The sequence below is a fragment of the Stenotrophomonas sp. I18B00994 genome, assembly GCF_014145825.1.
Classification (GTDB): domain Bacteria; phylum Pseudomonadota; class Gammaproteobacteria; order Xanthomonadales; family Xanthomonadaceae; genus Stenotrophomonas; species Stenotrophomonas maltophilia.
Genome location: NZ_JACIUW010000005.1, coordinates 79,402 through 98,158, shown reverse-complemented (window position 1 = coordinate 98,158; position 18,757 = coordinate 79,402). Strand labels below are relative to the sequence as shown.

Genomic DNA, 18,757 nt, shown 5'->3' with positions numbered 1-18,757 from the left:
TAAACCCCGCATCGCTGCTGCCCCTGGCGCGGCGCTGCGGTTCAAGATTCCTGATCGACAGCGTGCGATCACTCCCCCTTGTCACGCTGTACTGACTTAGAGAAGAAAATGCCCAAGCGCACTGACCTCAAGACCATCCTCATCATCGGTGCTGGCCCGATCGTCATCGGCCAGGCCTGCGAGTTCGACTACTCCGGCGCCCAGGCCTGCAAGGCCCTGCGTGACGAGGGTTACCGCGTGGTGCTGGTCAACAGCAACCCGGCCACGATCATGACCGACCCGGAGATGGCCGACGCCGTCTACATCGAGCCGATCAACTGGCAGACGGTCGAGAAGATCATCGCCAAGGAAAAGCCCGATGCGCTGCTGCCGACCATGGGTGGCCAGACCGCGCTGAACTGCGCGCTGGACCTGGCCGACAACGGCGTGCTGGAGAAGTACAACGTCGAACTGATCGGCGCCAAGCGCGAAGCGATCCGCATGGCCGAAGACCGCGAGCTGTTCCGCGTGGCCATGGGTGAGATCGGCCTGGAATGCCCGACCGCCGCCGTCGCCCACACCCTGGACGAAGCGCTGGAGATCCAGACCCGCGTTGGCTACCCGACCATCATCCGCCCCAGCTTCACCCTGGGCGGCAGCGGTGGCGGCATCGCGTACAACCGCGAAGAGCTGGTCGAGATCGTCAGCCGTGGCCTGGAACTGTCGCCGACCACCGAAGTGCTGGTGGAAGAGTCGGTGCTGGGCTGGAAGGAGTTCGAGATGGAAGTGGTCCGCGATACCGCGGACAACTGCATCATCGTCTGCTCGATCGAAAACCTCGACCCGATGGGCGTGCACACCGGTGACTCGATCACCGTGGCCCCGGCGCAGACCCTGACCGACAAGGAATACCAGCGCCTGCGCGATGCCTCCATCGCCGTGCTGCGCAAGATCGGCGTCGATACCGGTGGCTCGAACGTGCAGTTCGGCATCAACCCGAAGACCGGCCGCGTGGTCGTCATCGAGATGAATCCGCGCGTGTCGCGTTCCTCGGCGCTGGCCTCCAAGGCCACCGGCTTCCCGATCGCCAAGGTCGCCGCCAAGCTCGCCGTGGGTTACACCCTGGACGAACTGAAGAACGAGATCACCGGCGGCCTGACCCCGGCCTCGTTCGAGCCGTCCATCGATTACGTCGTCACCAAGATCCCGCGCTTCGCCTTCGAGAAGTTCCCGGCCGCCGACGCCCGCCTGACCACCCAGATGAAGTCGGTGGGTGAGGTGATGGCGATGGGCCGCACCTTCCAGGAGTCGGTGCAGAAGGCCCTGCGTGGCCTGGAAACCGGCAAGGTCGGCTTCGACCCGACCGGCCTGGACCTGGGCAACGAAGACGACCTGCAGACCCTGCGCCGCGAACTGAAGGCACCGGGTCCGGAGCGCCTGTTCTTCGTCGCCGATGCATTCCGCGCCGGCATGAGCGTGGAAGAGATCTACGCGCTGTCGTTCATCGATCACTGGTTCCTGGACCAGATCGAGGAAATCATCGCTGCCGAAGCTGACGTCGCCGCGGGTGGCATCGACGCGCTGGACGCTGCACGCCTGCGCAAGCTGAAGCGCGCCGGCTTCTCCGACGCCCGCCTGGCGCAGCTGACCGGCACCAACGAAGCCGCCATCCGCGCGCTGCGTCGTGCGCACAAGGTGCGCCCGGTCTACAAGCGCGTGGACTCCTGTGCCGGTGAATTCTCCACCGGTACCGCCTACCTCTACTCGACCTACGAGGACGAGTGCGAGGCCGCGCCGAGCAACCGCGACAAGATCATGATCCTGGGCGGTGGCCCGAACCGCATCGGCCAGGGCATCGAGTTCGACTACTGCTGCGTGCACGCGGCACTGGCGCTGCGCGAGGATGGCTATGAAACCATCATGGTCAACTGCAACCCGGAAACCGTGTCGACCGACTACGACACCTCCGATCGCCTGTACTTCGAACCGCTGACCCTGGAAGACGTGCTGGAAATCGTCGAGCTGGAACAGCCGAAGGGCGTGATCGTGCAGTACGGCGGCCAGACCCCGCTGAAGCTGGCGCGCGCGCTGGAAGCCAACGGCGTGCCGGTGATCGGTACCAGCCCGGATTCGATCGACCTGGCCGAGGACCGCGAGCGCTTCCAGCAGCTGGTCGACAAGCTGGGCCTGAAGCAGCCGCCGAACCGCATCGCCCGCAACGACCAGGAAGCGCTGCTGCTGGCCCGCGAGATCGGCTACCCGCTGGTGGTGCGCCCGAGCTACGTGCTGGGCGGCCGTGCGATGGAAATCGTCTACGGCGAAGCCGACCTGGCCCGCTACGTGCGCGACGCGGTGAAGGTGTCCAACGATTCGCCGGTGCTGCTGGACCGCTTTCTCGACAACGCCGTGGAGTGCGACGTCGACATCATCGCCGACAAGGAGGGCAACGTCCTGATCGGTGGCGTGATGGAGCACATCGAAGAAGCCGGCGTGCACTCGGGCGATTCCTCCTGCTCGCTGCCGCCGTACTCGCTGTCGGCTGAAACCCAGGCCGAACTGCGCCGCCAGGTGGTGGAGCTGGCCAAGGCCCTGAACGTGGTGGGCCTGATGAACACCCAGTTCGCGATCCAGACCAGCGATGAAGGTGCCGACACCATCTACCTGCTGGAAGTGAACCCGCGTGCCTCGCGCACCGTGCCGTTCGTGTCCAAGGCCACCGGCATGCCGCTGGCCAAGATCGCGGCGCGCTGCATGGCCGGCAAGAGCCTGGCCGAGCAGGGCGCGACCAAGGAAATCGTGCCGGACTATTACTCGGTGAAGGAAGCGATCTTCCCGTTCGCCAAGTTCCAGGGCGTCGACCCGATCCTCGGGCCGGAGATGCGCTCCACCGGTGAGGTGATGGGCGTGGGCCGCAGCTTCAACGCCGCCTTCGCGCGTGCGCAGGAAGCCGGTGGCATCAAGGCACCGCCGGTCGGCAAGGCCTTCGTTTCGGTCCGCGATCCGGACAAGAAGCGCGTGCTGCCGGTGGCCAAGGCGCTGCTGGCGCGTGGCTACAGCCTGGTCGCGACCCGTGGCACCGCCGCGTGGCTGCAGCAGCACGGCATGGACTGCGAGATCATCAACAAGGTGGTCGAAGGCCGTCCGCACATCGTCGACTCGATCAAGAACGGCGAGATCGTCTACATCGTCAACACGACCGAAGGTCGTTCGGCGATCAACGACTCGTTCTCGATCCGTCGCGAGGCGCTGCAGCATCGCGTCACCTACTCGACCACCATTGCCGGCGCCAAGGCGCTGGTGGATTCACTGGAATTCCGCGGCACCGGCCCCGTCTGGTCGCTGCAGGAGCTGCACAAGGAGTTGAATGCATGAGAGCCCCCATCACGATGAAGGGCGCGCAGAAGCTGCGCGACGAACTGGATCACCTGAAGTCGGTCAAGCGCCCCAAGGTGATCGCCGCCATCGCCGAAGCGCGTGAGCATGGCGACCTGAAGGAGAATGCCGAGTACCACGCCGCGCGCGAGGAACAGGGCTTCATCGAAGGCCGCATCAAGCAGCTCGAAGGCGAGCTGTCGCACGCCGAGATCATCGACGTGAGCAAGCTCAATGCCGGCTCCAAGGTGGTGTTCGGCGCCAGCGTGACGCTGGCCGACGTGGAAACCGACGAAGAGAAGAAGTACCAGATCGTCGGTGACCTGGAGGCGGACATCAAGCAGGGCCTGATCGCGATTTCCTCGCCGGTGGCGCGCGCGATGATCGGCAAGCTGGAAGGTGATTCGATCGTGATCGACGCCCCGGCCGGCCAGCGCGAGTACGAGATCGTCAGCGTCAGCTACGTGGACTGACCCGGTGGCAACGGCGACCCTGCTGTTGCCGGCACGCAGCCGCTTTGCCGCGGCTGCGCTGCCGGACGATGTGGCGCGCGCGCTTGGCCGCGCCACGACGGTGCAGGTCGCACCGGGTGAACGCGCGCAGCTGACGCGCCATTTCACGGTCGCCGCGCCGCAATGGCCGGTGGCCGCGTTGACCCGCCAGCGCGACGTCGGCGATGCCGCTGGCGCCAGCTGGCTGCGTGCCGATCCGGCCTGCATGGTGCCGGACATGCATGGCGCGCGGATGATGGCCTACGGCGAAACGCTGCGACCGACCCTGGCCGACTGCCTGGCCCTGCTGCCGGTGCTGCAGCCGTTGTTCGCCGATGCCGGATTCGTGCTCGACGCACCGGACCCTTCGCGCTGGTACCTGCGCCTGCCGATCGACCTGGCCCTGCCGGACTTCGACAGTCCGGACGAGGTGCTGGGCGATGACCTGTTCTCGCACCTGCCGGAAGGCGAGGTCGGCCGCCGTTGGCGGGCGCTGATGACCGAAGCGCAGGTACTGCTGCACAACCATTCCTGGAACCAGCAGCGCGCCGCGCAGGGACAACAGCCGATCAATTCGCTGTGGTTCTGGGGTGGTGGCGTGATGCCGGTATCGGTCAGCACGCCGCATGCGCAGGTGCGCAGCCGCGATGCGCTGCTGCAGGGCCTGGCTCTTGCGGCTGGCGTAGCCGTGGATGGCGAGCAGGCGGTGGATGCACTGGTTGATCTGCGCCAGCTGCGCTCGCTGCAGCAGCTCGGCAACGATGCGATCCGTCCGCTGCTGGCCGCGCTGAAGCGCGGCGAGCTGCAGCGGCTGGTGCTGGATTTCGAGGACGGCCTGCAGTTCCAGCTGGATCGCGGACAGCGCTGGCAGTTCTGGAAGAAGCCGCGCCAGCTTCACGACTGATCGGGGCCTCGGCCGAGCGGGGTCGGATCCGTTTTCCTAGGGAAAACGGCTCTGACCCCATTTTGTCTATCGATATCTGAAAGATGTGTCGACCAAGGTCGACACCTACCAGCAGCGGCGTGAACCTGTCGAAGGTGGGGCGGTGTCGGATTGCGGGGTGTCAGCCGCATGGATGCGGCTGCCAAGCCTACAGGGACGTACTTGCGGCGTCCCCGCAATCCGACACCGCCCCGCCAACCCACGGACTCCCCGCTGTTGCTGTTGCTTCGGATGTTGCTTCGGCAGGTGCAGGGCGCAGCCCTGCAAACAATCACCTCACCGTGCTGACCACGGTCGGCAGCTGCCAATGCCCTCCCGCCACGCCGCGGCACTGCCCGGTGGTGAACTCGCCGCTCTTCACGAATCGCGCACCATCCCAGGCCCAGTCGTGGCCGGAGAAGCAGTCACCGATGCCGCGCCCACGGAAGCGCCCGCGCAGCGTCGCGTCATCGCGATCAAAGTCCTCCGCGTTGGAGGTCACGAACTTCGCCTGGTACGGCGCCTTGTCCTGCACTACCCAGTAGCCGCTGCTGAAGTTGTAGGCACCCATGAAGCAGCTGGTGCTTGCCAGTACATGCTGGGCGTCCAGTCGCTGGATCTCGATCTCGTCTGTCCCACCCTCGCTCAGGCGGCCGCACTCATCCGGCTTCGGCAGGCTGGCGATCAGTGCCTTGCGCAGGCCCGGTGCGTTCGCCAGTGCCGCGTCCGAGGCGCGCGGTGCCATCAGCGTGCCGCGCATGATCACTGGCACCGGCAACGCCGCAGGCACGCTCGCTTCGGGCTTGTCGCCACGCCGCACCAGCGCACCGGGTGTGCCCAGCCGGCCCTGGGCCTCGTCCATCTTCAGCAGTACGGCCGCTGCACCGCTGTCGGAGATCGGCCACGCCTTGCCCTTGCCGTCGATGATGTCGATGCGTGCGTGGCGCGGCAGCGCGGCGACCAGCGCATCGGTCTGTCCCTGCTGCAGCAGTACTTGATCTCCGTCGCCGGTGTCGCGCACCGGGCCCAGGTCCTTGCCGTTCAGGCGCAGGCGCAGCGCCCCGGTCGGCGTCGCGCTTTCGCCATCCTCGCCGTTGCGCAGCCGCGCGAGCACCTTCGTACCCGGGCCGCCCACGCGTTCCAGCATCAGGCTGAGCAGATTGCCGGGTTGTTCCGGACTGTAGCCGGCGGCGCGGCAGGTGCCGGTGTTGTCACAGGCCAGCGACCAGTCGTTGTGTTGGAACTGCACGCCGGCCTTCGGTTCGGGCGTGGCGGCGTGGGTGGCCGGGGCCAGGGCGAGGCCCAGCAGCGCGGGAAGGAGCGTACGATGCATGCGTTGAAGTCCATTTCCGGGCCGACAAGCATGGAAGATAGGCTGGCAGATTCCAAATGCCAGCGATCGGGGTGGAGCCTCCTGCGGGCAGAGAGATCCGACCCCGCGCTATCATGGGGATGTCTTCCGCAACCCGGCGATGCCGATGTCCCTTGCCGCCGATGCTGCGCAGCCGTCCTCTGATACGCCGATGATCCGCCGCCGCGATGCGGTCGTACCCGGCAGCTGGCCAGACGGCACGCTGCCACTGCTGGCGCGACTCTATGCCAGCCGCGGCGCCGGTACGCCAGAGCTGGCACTGCCGAAGCTGGGCAGCCTCCACGCGCCGGAGCTGCTGACCGGCATCGATGATGCGGTGGGTCTGCTGATCGAGGCCATCGCCAACGACAAGCGCATCCTGGTGGTCGGCGATTTCGATTGCGATGGCGCCACCGCCTGTGCGGTCGGCGTGCGTGGCCTGCGCATGCTCGGCGCGCAACACGTCTTCCACGCGGTGCCGAACCGCATGGTGCACGGCTACGGCCTGTCACCTTCTCTGGTGGAGGAGCTGGCCGCGCTGCAGCCGGACCTGCTGGTCACGGTCGACCACGGCATCGCCTGCCATGCGGGCGTGATCGCGGCCAAGGCGCGGGGCTGGCAGGTGCTGGTCACCGACCATCACCTTCCCGGGCCGCAGCTGCCGCCGGCCGATGTCATCGTCGATCCCAATCTCGACGGTGATGCGTTCCCCAGCAAGTCGCTGGCCGGCGTCGGTGTGATCTTCTACGTGCTGATGGCGCTGCGCCGTCACATGCGCGAGGCCGGCGTCTTCGCCGATGGCAAGGGGCCGGACCTGACCACGCTGCTGGACCTGGTGGCGGTCGGCACCGTCGCCGACCTGGTGGCGCTGGATCCGAACAACCGGGCACTGGTCAGCGCGGGCCTGCGCCGTCTGCGCGCGGGGCAGGGCTGCGTCGGTCTGCGAGCGCTGATCGAAGCCAGCGGCCGTGACGCGGCGCGGCTGACCGCCACCGACATCGGCTTCGCACTCGGCCCACGCCTGAACGCGGCGGGCCGGCTGGAAGACATGGCGCTGGGCATCGCGCTGTTGCTGACCGAAGACCCGCGCCAGGCGCGGGAGATCGCGCAGACGCTGGAGCAGATCAACTCGGAACGGCGCGCCGTCCAGCAGTCGATGACTGACGACGCCGAGCAGGCCTTGACCCGCGTGGTGCTGGACATGGCCGGTCAGCGACCGGTCGCGGCCTGCCTGTTCGATGCCGACTGGCATCCCGGTGTGGTCGGCCTGGTCGCTTCGAAGATGAAGGATCGCCTGCATCGCCCGGTGATCGCCTTTGCCCCGGCCGAACCGGGCGCCGACACCCTGCGTGGCTCGGCGCGCTCCATTCCCGGCCTGCACATCCGTGACGCGCTGGCGTTGGTCGATGCGCGCCATCCGGGCCTGATCGAGCGCTTCGGTGGGCATGCCATGGCGGCCGGGCTGAGCATGCGGCTGGATCACGTCGATGACTTCAAGGCCGCCTTCGTCGCCGTGGTGCTGGAGATGCTCGATCCGGCCGCACTGCAGCAGCAGGTGCTCAGTGACGGCGAACTGGCGGCGGATGAGCTGGACCATCGCCACGCCGATGCGCTGCGCCTGGCCGGGCCGTGGGGCCAGGGTTTCCCCGAGCCACTGTTCGACGGCCACTTCGAAGTGGCCAACTGGCGAGTACTGAAGGAACGCCACCTCAAGCTGGAACTGCGCCTGCCGGGCGTACCCGGCACGATCAACGCCATTCATTTCGGCGGCTGGCACGGCAACGCGCCATCACGTCACGTCCACCTGGCCTACCGACTGGCCTGCGATGACTACCGTGGCGGCAGCGCCATCCAGCTGATCATCGAACACTGCCTGCCCGCCTAAAAAAAGGGGACGGAGGGGATTAAGCCGCTTTTGCCTTGTTTGCCAATTGCGACTTAATCCCCTCCGTCCCCTTTTTGGGGGCCCGCCAACCCCGTTACGGTTGCTGGTGCGTTCAACGATCCACGATCCCACTGGAGTCCTGTCATGGTCTTCGCCCGTTGCTGCACTGTGTTGTTGCTGGCCCTTGCGGCCTGGCCCGCTGGCGCGCAGTCGCCGCCGATCTCCCGGCCGCAGGCCAGCACGCCGTTGCTGATTGCCCCGGCTGCCGAGCAGGCGGTCCAACTGCGACACGCCCGCATCGAAGGCGAGGTCCAGGCCGGCGTTGCCCAGACCCGGATCACCTTGGAATTCCACAACCCGAACCGTCGTGTGCTGGAGGGTGAGCTGCAGTTCCCGCTGGCTGATGGCCAGCAGATCACCGGCTTCGCGCTGGATATCAACGGCGAGATGCGTGACGCGGTGCCGGTGGCCAAGGACCGCGGCCGCCAGGTGTTCGAGGAAATCGCCCGCCGTGGTGTCGATCCGGGCCTGCTGGAACAGACCGCCGGCAACCAGTTCCGCCTGCGCGTCTACCCGCTGCCGGCCGGTGGCAGTCGGCGTGTGCAGCTGGTGATCCGCGAACCGCTGGCCTTCGCCGGCCAAAGCTGGCAGTGGACGCTGCCGCTGCAGTTCGCCGCCGGTGCAGCCTCGGTTGAACTGAAGGTGCATGCTCCCGACGCGGCCACCGCAGGTACTGCGCCATTCCGCATCAGCGCGGGCCAGCTGCAGTGGCAGGGCAAGGGTGCGCAGCTGCCGAAGCAACTCCAGTGGAACCTGCCGGCAGCCCGCCACGCACAGGTGCAGGTGGCGCCCTGGCAGGATGGGCACTACCTGTTGGCACAGCTGCCGGTGGCGGCCAGCAGTACACCCCGCACGTTGCCCAGCGAGATCGGCCTGCTTTGGGACGGCTCCGGTTCGGCGGGGCAGCGCGATCGCACGCGTGAGTTCGCCCTGCTGGATCGCTATTTCGCAGCGCTGGGTGACGGCACCGTGGCCTTGACCGTGCTGCGTGATCGCGCTGAACCGGTGCGTCGCTTCCGCATCCGCGCCGGTAACTGGAACGAGCTGCGCGCAGCACTGCAGGCGGTGCGCCCGGACGGTGCCAGCGCGCTGGCGCAGTGGCAGTCGCAGCCGGGCGTGAAGGAGTACCTGCTGGTCAGCGATGGGCTGTTGACCTACGGGCCGGAACAGCTGCCGGCGATGGCGCCGGATCAACGCCTGTTTGCGGTCAGCAGCGCCGGTGCGCGCACCGATGCCGTGCGACTGCGTGGTTGGACCGAAGCGCGTGGCGGCCGCTTCGTTGCGCTGGGCGAGGATGTTGATGCGGCGGCGCGCGAGCTGCTGTCGTCGCCGCTGGATGTGCAGGTCGATGCAGGGCGCGGCGTGCAGGACGTGGTGATCGATCGTCGCAGTGAAGCCCAGGGCTGGTTGTGGCTGCATGCACGACTGGCGGCCGACAGTGTGCCGATGCGGGTGCGCGTGGGTGGCGGCGAATGGCAGGCGCTGCCCGCCACGCAGAAGAGCAACGACGGAGAACTGCTGGCGGGCTTGTGGGCGCAGGCGCGCCTGCAGCAGCTGGCCGCCGACCGCCGTGGCAACCGCGAGGCGATGCAGCGGCTGTCGCAGCAGTTTGGCCTGGTCGGCCCGGACACCTCGCTGATCGTGCTGGAGACGTTGGAGGACTACCTGCGCTATGCGATCCGCCCTTCGGGCACGCTGCGCGCCGGGTACGACGCCAGGTTTGCAGTGCAGGTAAGAGATCGCGCCGCTGCTGATCGCGAGCGCATGGATGAAGTGGCGGCACGCTGGAAGGAGCGCCAGCAGTGGTGGAGCCGCAGCTGGCCGAAGGGTGTGCCGCCGCAGGCGAAGGGCGGGGCGCTGGAAGTGGCCTCGGCGGACTACGCGATGGAATCGGCGCCGGTGGCAATGCTCGCCGCGCCGGCCCCTGCGGCACCGCCCGCCCCGGCACCGCTGGCCGCCGCCGCCGAGCAGCGCATGGAAGCCAGCAGCGCGCGTGCACGTCGCTCGGCGCCTGCATCGAACAAGGCCCTGGATTCAATCACGGTCACTGGTGGTCGTGTCGCTGCGCCCGCTGCCGCCAACGAGGGCGAGCTCGGTATCCAGCTGGCGGCCTGGCAGTCGGATTCGGCCATCGCCCGGCGCCTGCGCCAGGGCCCGGCGTCGCAACTGTATGACCGCTACCTGGCCGAGCGCGATGCGCATGCCGACAGCAGCGCGTTCTTCCTCGACGTAGCCGACCTGCTGCTGGAGCAGGGTCAGCGCGACCTGGCACTGCGTGTGCTGTCGAACCTGGCCGAGATGGACCTGGACAACCGGCACCTGCTGCGCGTGCTCGGTTACCGGCTGATGCAGGCTGATGCCCCCGCACTGGCGGTGCCGGTGTTCGAGCAGGTGCTGGCGATGGGCCAGGAAGAGCCGCAGAGCTTCCGCGACTTGGGCCTGGCACTGGCAGCGGCCGGCAAGCCGCAGCAGGCGCTGGCGCCGCTGTACCAGGTGGTGGTGCGGCCGTGGGACAGCCGCTTCGATGGCATCGCCCTGATCGCATTGGATGAACTGACCAACCTGGTGGCCCGCAGCACGCCCCGGCTGGATACCACCAGCATCGACCCGCGCCTGCTGCAGGCAATGCCACTGGACCTGCGCGTGGTGCTGTCGTGGGACGCCGACAACAGCGACATGGACCTGTGGGTGACCGACCCGAACGGCGAGCGCGCCTACTACGGCAACCGCCTGACCTACCAGGGCGGGCAGATGTCGCAGGACTTCACCGGCGGCTATGGTCCCGAGCAGTTCTCGCTACGCAATGCCAAGCCGGGCAAGTACAAGGTGGAGGCGAACTACTTCGGCAGCCGCCAGCAGCTGGTGACCGGGGCGACGACGCTGATGCTGCGCCTGACCACCCACTGGGGCACGTCGAAGCAAAAGGACCAGATGGTCACGATGCGGTTGAAGGATCGCGCCGAAACCGTGCTGGTGGGCGAATTCGAGGTGCGGTAGTGCCGGGCCATGCCCGGCGGCTGCACAGCCGGGGAAGGGCCTGTCCGCGCATGGCGTGGATCTACCGCACGTCTTCGACTGCTGGAAGGCGCTGGCGCGGAATCCACCGCGTCAGCGCCACGCCGCCGCCGAGGATCAACAGCGTGCCCACGGTCTGCCACAGCAGCTCGGTCGCCGGTACCTCCGGCAGCGCCGCAGTTCCGGCAAGCCAGTCGATCAACGGCCGCGCCAGCAGGTAGATCAGCACCACGCCCAACACGCGCAATATCCGCTGCACGATACCCTGCGGGTCCTTCGGCCAGCCACGCCATTGCAGCCACGCCACCAGCAGGCCCAGTGCGAGCAGTCGACCGGCTTCACCCACCGGAACGAAGCGGGTGGTTACCGCCGCCCAGGCCATCAGCACGCCCAGCCCCGGCAGGACCGGCAGCTGCCAACGCTGGTTTGAGCGCATGCCTGGCATCAACTGCCACGCCAGCAACGCAACACCGATGCCGACCAGCCAGCCGGCCAGCACGTCGGCCAGGAAATGCCGGCCCAGGTACATCCGTGACACCGCCATCAGCAGTGGCCAACCGAACGCCAATGCCCAGCGCAGCCAGCGGCGGCGGATGCCGAACGCCAGCAGCAGGCCCACGCCGGCGGCGGTGGCTACGCCGACGTGGCCACTGTTGAAGCCATAGTCGGCATCGGGCTGCGCGCGCAGCATCGCGGTGGCCCGGGAATCAGGCAGGGACCAGAACGTGTGCCCTCCGCCATCGACCACGAACGGATGCGACGGCACCCCTTTGTCCAGCACGCGTGCATCCACGTCCGATGGGCGGGGCAGGGCGGCACCCTGCTTGATCGCGTGGGTGGCGCAGGCCATCATCAGTACCGCCAGCATCACGCACAGGCCGGCGCGCAATCGTGCGCCGAACGCGCAGAGCAGGATCAGCGCGGTGTAGGCCATTTCGTAGCCGAGCAGGCTGATGAACTGCATCAGCGCCAGCATCCAGCCGCCGTCGAAGGTCTGCTGCAGCCACAGGTGCCAGTGGGTCTGGAACATCCGTTGTCCTCATCGCGCCGTGGCGGCGCGTACCGCCGGTGACGATAGCGGATCGGCCTTCAGGCCGAACAGGGGCCGCAGCCAGCGGGAGCGTCGGATCAGCAGTTCGTGGATCAGCATGCAGCCGCCGACGGTGCCGCCCAGCAGTAGCGACGGCTCCAGCCAAGGACCCAGTTGCAACGGCTTGAGCCAGAACAGCAGGGCGATGATCAGGCTCTGGTGCAGCATGTACCAGGGATAGATCGCCTCGGTGCAGTACGGCAGCCAGCGGAACGGGCGGTCGAGGAAGACTTTGCCCCAGCCGAGGATGCTCAGCAGCGCGGTCCAGACGTACAGCGACTGGCTGGCCCGGCCCTGCAGGTCCCAGAACGGTTCGGGCCATTGCCGCAGCGGTGAGTCGGCGGGCAGCACCTGGCCGAGGATGCGCAACCCCAGATACCAGCCAACGGCAGCAAGCGCCAGCCACAGCGTGGTGCGGCGCAGGGCGACCACGCGCTGCCAGAACACCGGCTCACGACCCAGCAGGTAGCCGGCCAGGAATACGGTTGCGTACTTCGCGTGCTGGTACCAGTCGCTGAGCAGGGCATTGGTGGACGGGTAGATCGGCTCCAGCCAGATCACCCAGGCCAGCAGCAGGGCGGACGGAAGGCCGATCAGCAGCATCGGCGATGCTGCGCAGAACGCCACCGCGCGGCGCACCACCGCCGTTCCCAGCAACGGCATCAAAAGGGCCAGGGCCAGCGTGTAGTTCCAGAGATACGCCAGGTACCACAGATGGTTCCAGGTGATGCCGTACTGCCAACCGGCAAAGCTCCCTTCCGGCCACGGCCGCACCTGCCAATAGCGCAGCAGGAAGTGGCCGAAGCCGGGTGCCACGTGGCCGTTGGCTACGCCTTCGCAGTAGGGTTGGATCGGCACGATCACGAACATGCCGAACAGCAGCGGCAGCAGCAGCCGCCAGGTGCGCAGGCCGGCGAAGCGCAGCAACCTGCCTTCCGGCCGCATCAGCGCGATGGCGATACCCGAGATCAGGAACAGCAGCGACATCCGCCAGCGGTTGACGAACAGCATCGGCCACTGCAGCCATTCGGCGGTATGCACGCTCTTGAGGTGAAAGCCCCAGTCGTCCACGTAGGCCATGGCGGTGTGGTAGAGGATCAGCAGGGCGAAGGCGAACACGCGCAGGGCGTCGATGTCGTAGCGTCGGGTCATGGTGGTGGTGTGCCGGAGAGTCGAGCCAAGGTGACGCCGTCCGGTCCGTGCGGCGACCGGCAAGGGGCCGCTGGAACCGACGCAGTGACCAATGGCGGGGGTGGTGGGACCAATGGAGCCGCTACCCTTGGTCCCTTGAGGCAGGCTGGAGCACCGCAACGACATGGATGCAGCAATGACCCAGGGCCGACCACCGCGCTGGCGCATTTCAACCCGACTGCTGGTATGGGCGGCAATCCTGTCGGCCTCGGCGGTGGCCAACGCGTTGGTCGATGTTATGGATGCCAGTCGCCGCGGCGCTGATCTCGGCTTGTGGGAACCCTTGATCTGGGAGTTCAGCAGCCTCGGCCTGATCCTGTTGACCCTGCCGTTGCTGTGGTGGAGCTGTGAGCGCTGGCCGCTGCATGCCGATACCTGGAAGCGGCGGTTGCCGCTGTATCTGCTGGCCAGCGTCGGCTGGTCGTTGCTGCATGTGGTGGGGATGATGCTGCTGCGGCACCTGGCCTACGCGTCGCTGGGCTACCGCTACCAGGATGATGCCGGCTGGTTGGAGCGTTTTGCGTATGAATACCTGAAGGATGTGCGCACGTTCGCGATTTTCGTCGCGCTGGAGCACTTCGCCAGCTGGTTCGGCCGGCGCAGGCAGGGCGAGGCGCGCCTGCTGGCCGAGCCCGACGTCGGCCCGCCGGTGGAACCGGTCGAGCGCCCCCAGCACTTCCTGGTGCGCAAGCTGGGCAAGGAGTTCCTGGTGGCCACGGCAGACGTGGAGTACGCCCAGGCGGCGGGGAACTACGTGAACTTGCGGGTACGCGGCCACGACTACCCGCTGCGCATCACCATGGCGGTGCTGGAGCAGCGGCTGGACCCGGGCGAGTTCCTGCGCCCGCACCGCAGCTGGCTGATCAATCGCGGCCAGTTGCGCTCGATCGAGCCGCTGGATGGCGGCGAGGCCCTGCTGCACATGGCCGATGGAGCCAAAGTGCCCTGCAGCCGGCGCCAGCTGCCGGTCCTGCGGCAGGCGCTGGGCGGCGCGGGCGCGGGTAGAGTCGACTGTTGGTCGACTATCGCGCGCAGCGCGGGCTCCACCGCAACCTGAATGAAAAGCAGTCGACTGACAGTCGACTCTACAGAGGCGGGTCTACCAGTGGTTGGCTCCCAGCGGCAGGCCTGGTCCCTCATTCCGGGCGCCCCCGGCCTGCGGTATCATTGGCAGTCATCTTTTGAATGCATAACCGCCGACATGATCGAACTGAATCCTGTCCGCCAGCGCATCACCGATCTGACCGATCGCGTGCTGTCGCTTCGGGGGTATCTTTGACTACGACGCCAAGAAAGAGCGTCTTGAAGAAGTAACGCGGGAGCTGGAAAGCCCCGACGTCTGGAACAACGCCGAGTACGCCCAGAACCTGGGCCGCGAACGTTCCAGCCTGGAAAAGACCGTGGGCGGCATCGCCTCGGTGCTGGATGGCCTGAACGACGCCACCGAACTGCTCGAGCTGGCCGAGTCCGAGCAGGACGAGGACACCGCACTGGCGGTGGTCGCCGACCTCGACAAGCACCAGGCGCACGTGGAGAAGCTGGAGTTCCAGCGCATGTTCTCCGGCGAGATGGACAATGCGGCCGCGTTCGTCGACATCCAGGCCGGTGCCGGTGGTACCGAAGCCCAGGACTGGGCCGAGATCCTGCTGCGCATGTACCTGCGCTGGTGTGAATCGCGTGGGTGGAAGACCGAGCTGATGGAAGTCTCCGGCGGCGACGTTGCTGGCATCAAGTCGGCCACGCTGCGCGTGGAAGGCGACTATGCCTATGGCTGGCTGAAGACCGAGACCGGTGTGCACCGCCTGGTGCGCAAGTCGCCGTTCGACTCGGACAACCGCCGCCACACCAGCTTCACCTCGGTGTTCGTGTCGCCGGAAATCGATGACAACATCGACATCACCATCAATCCGGCCGACCTGCGTACCGACGTGTACCGTTCGTCGGGTGCCGGTGGCCAGCACGTCAACAAGACCGAGTCGGCGGTGCGCATCACCCACATCCCGACCAACATCGTCGTGGCCTGCCAGACCGGCCGCAGCCAGCACCAGAACCGCGACAACGCGATGAAGATGCTGGCCGCCAAGCTGTACGAGCTGGAGATCCAGAAGCGCAACGCCGAAAAGGACGCCGTGGAAGCGACCAAGTCCGACATCGGCTGGGGCAGCCAGATCCGCAATTACGTGCTCGACCAGAGCCGCATCAAGGACCTGCGTACCGGCATCGAACGTTCGGATACGCAGAAGGTGCTGGACGGCGATCTGGACGAGTTCGTCGAGGCCAGCCTGAAGGCCGGCCTGGCCGTGGGCTCCAAGCGCGTCGATGCCTGATCGGCGCGCCTGCGCGGATGTCGTCACCCTCGTGCGCAACGCCGAGGGTGGCTGATCACGCTTCCGGTAGAGCCGAGCCCATGCTCGGCTGCTGTTGGCGCAGTAGCAGATGCGTCGAGCATGGCTCGACGCTACAACGGGTACGGCGGTAGCGATGATGCGCAGCGAAAGTGAACGCAAGGAACTCGGCGGCTTCCTCAAGGCGTGCCGCGCCCGTGTCGACCCCGCCACGCTCGGCCTGCCGGCCGGGCGGCGGCGCACCCCGGGCCTGAAGCGCGAGGAAGTGGCGCTGGCGATCGGGGTCAGCGTGAGCTGGTACACCTGGATCGAGCAGGGTCGTGAAGTGCGCGCCTCTCCCGAAGTGCTTGAGCGCCTGGCACAGGTGCTGCGCATGAGCGACGACGAACGCGCCTATGCCTTCGCGCTGTCCGGCTACGGCGTGCCGCTGGAATCACCGGACGAGAGTGTGACCGACGGCCTGCGCCAGCTGGTGGAGGCGATGCAGCCGATCCCGGCGTACGTGCGCAACACCCGCTTCGACATCCTGGCCTGGAACCCGGCCATCGCCGATCTGTTCGTGGACTACAGCCAGCTGGCGCCGCACGAGCGCAATACGCTGCGGCTGATGTTCCTGTACCCGCCGTACCGCACGCTGATCCTCAATTGGGAAGAAATGACCCGCGGCCTGCTGGCAGGCTTCCGCGCGGCGATGGCGCAGGCGCCAGACAAGGCGCCGTTCCTGGCGCTGGTCGAGGACATCTCGGCGCACAGCGAGGAGTTCCGCCAGTGGTGGCCGGAGCACGATGTGCGCCGGTTCGATGAAGGGGCGAAGAAGCTGAACCACCCTACGCGCGGGTTGCTGGACCTGCAGTACGTGGCGCTGGTGCCGGAGAGCCGGCATGACCTTTCCCTGGTGACCTACCTGCCGCGGAAGTAGGGGGGTGTTCGGCAGGGCTGCGCCCTGCACCCGCAGAGGCCGAAGCGACAGCAACGGCAACAGCAACAGCGGACTATCCGAGGGATGGCGGGGTGGTGTGGGTTGACAGGACACGCCGTAAACCCGTCCATGGGGGCTCGATGGCGCCATCCATGGCGCCAACGGTCCTGCCAACCCACACCACCCCACCTCAGACAGATTTCGCGCGGTTGTTGGCAACTGCGGCTTTGTTCCGCGCGGCTGTTGGTAGGTGTCGACCTTGGTCGACACGATTTTTCTCTCAGATATCGAATGAGTCATCCACGCATGGCGTGGATCTACTGTGTCGACCAAGGTCGACACCCACCAACAGCGACGCAGAGCGCCGTCCCGACAGATCGCAGAACTCTGTCGAAGGCGGGATGGGTCCGGTTGCGGGAGTGTCCGCGGCATGGATGCCGCGGCCAAGCCCCCATGGAAGGGTTTACGGCGTCTCCCGCAACCGGACCCACCCCGCCATCCCTCAGGAAACCAGCTTCTGCTGTTGCTGTTGCTGTTGCTGTTGCTCTGGATCGTAGCGGGTGCAGGGCGCAGCCCTGCCGAAAACCCCATTCAGGCAGGTAAGTGCAGGTCACAGGATAAGCAGACGCCTTGTTGCCTCCGCCATTCGGGTCCACATTCCTGTGCAGGAGACGGGCCACCGCCCGTTGTCGAGACAACAGGAGCCCTGCATGTCCGCTGCCCCCACCACCGCCATTTCCCGCGATCCGGCCACCGGCCAGCAGATCGCCAGCCATCCCTTCGCCACCGACGCCGAGCTGGAAACAATCCTGGATCGCGGCCAGGTCGGCTTTGCGGCCTGGAGCGTCAAGAACCTCGAACAGCGCGCAGACGTACTGCGTGCGATGGCCGCGGTACTACGCCGTGACCGTGAAAAGCTGGCCGCGCTGGCTACCGCCGAAATGGGCAAGGTCCAGGCCGAAGCGCTGGCCGAAATCGAGAAGTGTGCTGTGCTGTGCGACTGGTACGCCGACAACGGTGCGCAGTTCCTGCGCGACGAACCGACCCAGGTGCCCGACGACAAGGCTTACGTGTCCTACCTGCCGCTGGGCGTGGTGCTGGGCATCATGCCGTGGAACTTCCCGTACTGGCAGGTGATGCGCGCGGCGGTGCCGATCCTGATGGGCGGCAACGGCTTCCTGCTGAAGCCGGCCGAGAACATCGTCGGTACCGCGCAGCTGCTCGACGCCGCATGGCGCGATGCCGGCTTGCCGGAGGGCACCTTCATCGCGGCCAACATCAGCCGCGAGGGCACCAGCCGCGCGATCGCCGATGACCGCATCGCGGCGGTGACCCTGACCGGAAGTGTGGCCGCCGGCCGCAGCATTGCTGCCCAGGCCGGGCAGGCGCTGAAGAAGGTGGTGCTGGAACTGGGCGGTTCCGATCCGTTCATCGTCCTGGCCGATGCCGATCTTGATGCGGCCGTCGATGCGGCGGTGGCCTCGCGCTTCCAGAACACCGGGCAGGTCTGCATCGCCGGCAAGCGCATCATCGTCGAAGACGCGGTCTACGATCGTTTCGTGGCGCAGTTCTGCCGGAAGGTGCAGGCACTGACCATTGGCGACGGCCGTGACCCGGCAAACCGCATCGGCCCGATGGCGCGCCAGGATCTGCTGGAGCAGCTCGACGCGCAGGTACGCGCTTCGGTCGACGCCGGTGCGCAGCTGCTGGTCGGCGGGCACCAGCTGGATCGTCCGGGTGCGTTCTATGCACCCACCGTGCTGGCCGGGGTTGAGCCGGGCATGCAGGCCTTCGACACCGAAACGTTCGGGCCGGTGGCCTCGATCAGCCGCGCCCGCGACGCCGACCATGCGGTGGAACTGGCCAACCAGAGCGAGTTCGGCCTCAGCGGCAACCTGTGGAGTGGCGACCGCGCCCGTGCGATGCAGCTGGCGCGCCGGCTGCAGACCGGCGGTGTATTCGTCAACGGCTTCTCTGCGTCCGATCCGCGCGTGCCGATCGGCGGCGTGAAGAAGAGCGGCTTCGGCCGTGAGCTCTCGCACTTCGGCATCCGCGAATTCGTCAACGCGCAGACGGTGTGGTTCGACAAGCGTTGACGCGCAGCTTCCATCCTCCCTGCAACGATCCACCATCAGTC

Annotated in this window: 12 protein-coding genes; 9 read left to right on the top strand and 3 right to left on the bottom strand. The window is 67.1% G+C overall.

What is annotated here, in order from left to right; all coding sequences use genetic code 11:
- The first annotated feature begins 108 nt into the window (after window positions 1–108).
- From carB to H4O10_RS07160, 3 genes are read left to right on the top strand one after another with little or no spacing between them, the layout of a single operon-like run.
- Window positions 109–3,351 carry a carbamoyl-phosphate synthase large subunit gene (gene carB / locus H4O10_RS07170; protein WP_049448962.1) on the top strand — a complete coding sequence of 1,081 codons (3,243 nt, stop codon included), beginning with the start codon at window positions 109–111 and terminating at the stop codon, window positions 3,349–3,351.
- Complete coding sequence (gene greA / locus H4O10_RS07165; protein ID WP_005409483.1) at window positions 3,348–3,824, top strand: transcription elongation factor GreA; 477 nt, start codon at window positions 3,348–3,350, stop codon at window positions 3,822–3,824. Before carB ends, greA begins: the two co-directional genes overlap by 4 nt.
- Window positions 3,825–3,828: 4 nt before the next feature.
- Window positions 3,829–4,746, top strand: coding sequence for a hypothetical protein (locus tag H4O10_RS07160; protein WP_012480070.1), 918 nt, complete (start codon window positions 3,829–3,831; stop codon window positions 4,744–4,746).
- A 310-nt stretch (window positions 4,747–5,056) separates the two neighbouring features.
- Here H4O10_RS07160 and H4O10_RS07155 read toward each other — a convergent pair whose 3' ends face one another.
- A complete protein-coding gene (locus H4O10_RS07155) occupies window positions 5,057–6,097 on the bottom strand; it encodes a DUF1176 domain-containing protein (RefSeq protein ID WP_043035391.1) in 1,041 nt (346 codons plus the stop codon).
- Between the two features lie 145 nt (window positions 6,098–6,242).
- On the opposite strand from H4O10_RS07155, the gene recJ reads away from it, so the two are divergent.
- Both recJ and H4O10_RS07145 read left to right on the top strand, forming a co-directional pair.
- Complete coding sequence (gene recJ, locus H4O10_RS07150) at window positions 6,243–8,000, top strand: single-stranded-DNA-specific exonuclease RecJ (protein ID WP_062605963.1); 1,758 nt, start codon at window positions 6,243–6,245, stop codon at window positions 7,998–8,000.
- A 144-nt stretch (window positions 8,001–8,144) separates the two neighbouring features.
- Window positions 8,145–11,057: a VIT domain-containing protein gene (locus H4O10_RS07145; protein WP_099562501.1), complete on the top strand. Its 2,913-nt coding sequence runs from the start codon at window positions 8,145–8,147 to the stop codon at window positions 11,055–11,057.
- A gap of 61 nt (window positions 11,058–11,118) precedes the next feature.
- On the opposite strand, the gene H4O10_RS07140 is transcribed toward H4O10_RS07145, so the two are convergent.
- Together H4O10_RS07140 and H4O10_RS07135 are read right to left on the bottom strand one after the other, a co-directional pair.
- On the bottom strand, window positions 11,119–12,105 hold the full coding sequence (locus H4O10_RS07140; protein WP_049460697.1) for a phosphatase PAP2 family protein: 987 nt from the start codon (window positions 12,103–12,105) through the stop codon (window positions 11,119–11,121).
- 9 nt (window positions 12,106–12,114) lie between these two features.
- The gene (locus tag H4O10_RS07135) at window positions 12,115–13,317 is read right to left on the bottom strand and encodes an acyltransferase family protein (protein ID WP_049475981.1); all 1,203 of its coding nucleotides are present in this window, start codon (window positions 13,315–13,317) and stop codon (window positions 12,115–12,117) included.
- Window positions 13,318–13,492: 175 nt separating this feature from the next.
- Between H4O10_RS07135 and H4O10_RS07130 the strand changes: the two genes are divergently transcribed.
- From H4O10_RS07130 to H4O10_RS07115, 4 genes are all read left to right on the top strand, one after another.
- Complete coding sequence (locus tag H4O10_RS07130) at window positions 13,493–14,413, top strand: LytTR family DNA-binding domain-containing protein (protein WP_032966701.1); 921 nt, start codon at window positions 13,493–13,495, stop codon at window positions 14,411–14,413.
- Between the two features lie 144 nt (window positions 14,414–14,557).
- Window positions 14,558–15,683 (top strand): peptide chain release factor 2 gene (gene prfB / locus H4O10_RS07125; protein WP_014037064.1). Its coding sequence is split into 2 segments (ribosomal slippage): window positions 14,558–14,632 and window positions 14,634–15,683, totalling 1,125 coding nucleotides; the frame shifts between segments, so codons are not numbered across the junction.
- 154 nt (window positions 15,684–15,837) lie between these two features.
- A complete protein-coding gene (locus tag H4O10_RS07120) occupies window positions 15,838–16,620 on the top strand; it encodes a helix-turn-helix transcriptional regulator (RefSeq protein ID WP_005409491.1) in 783 nt (260 codons plus the stop codon).
- A 710-nt stretch (window positions 16,621–17,330) separates the two neighbouring features.
- Window positions 17,331–18,716, top strand: coding sequence for an NAD-dependent succinate-semialdehyde dehydrogenase (locus H4O10_RS07115; protein ID WP_076739004.1), 1,386 nt, complete (start codon window positions 17,331–17,333; stop codon window positions 18,714–18,716).
- The last annotated feature ends 41 nt before the right edge of the window (window positions 18,717–18,757 follow it).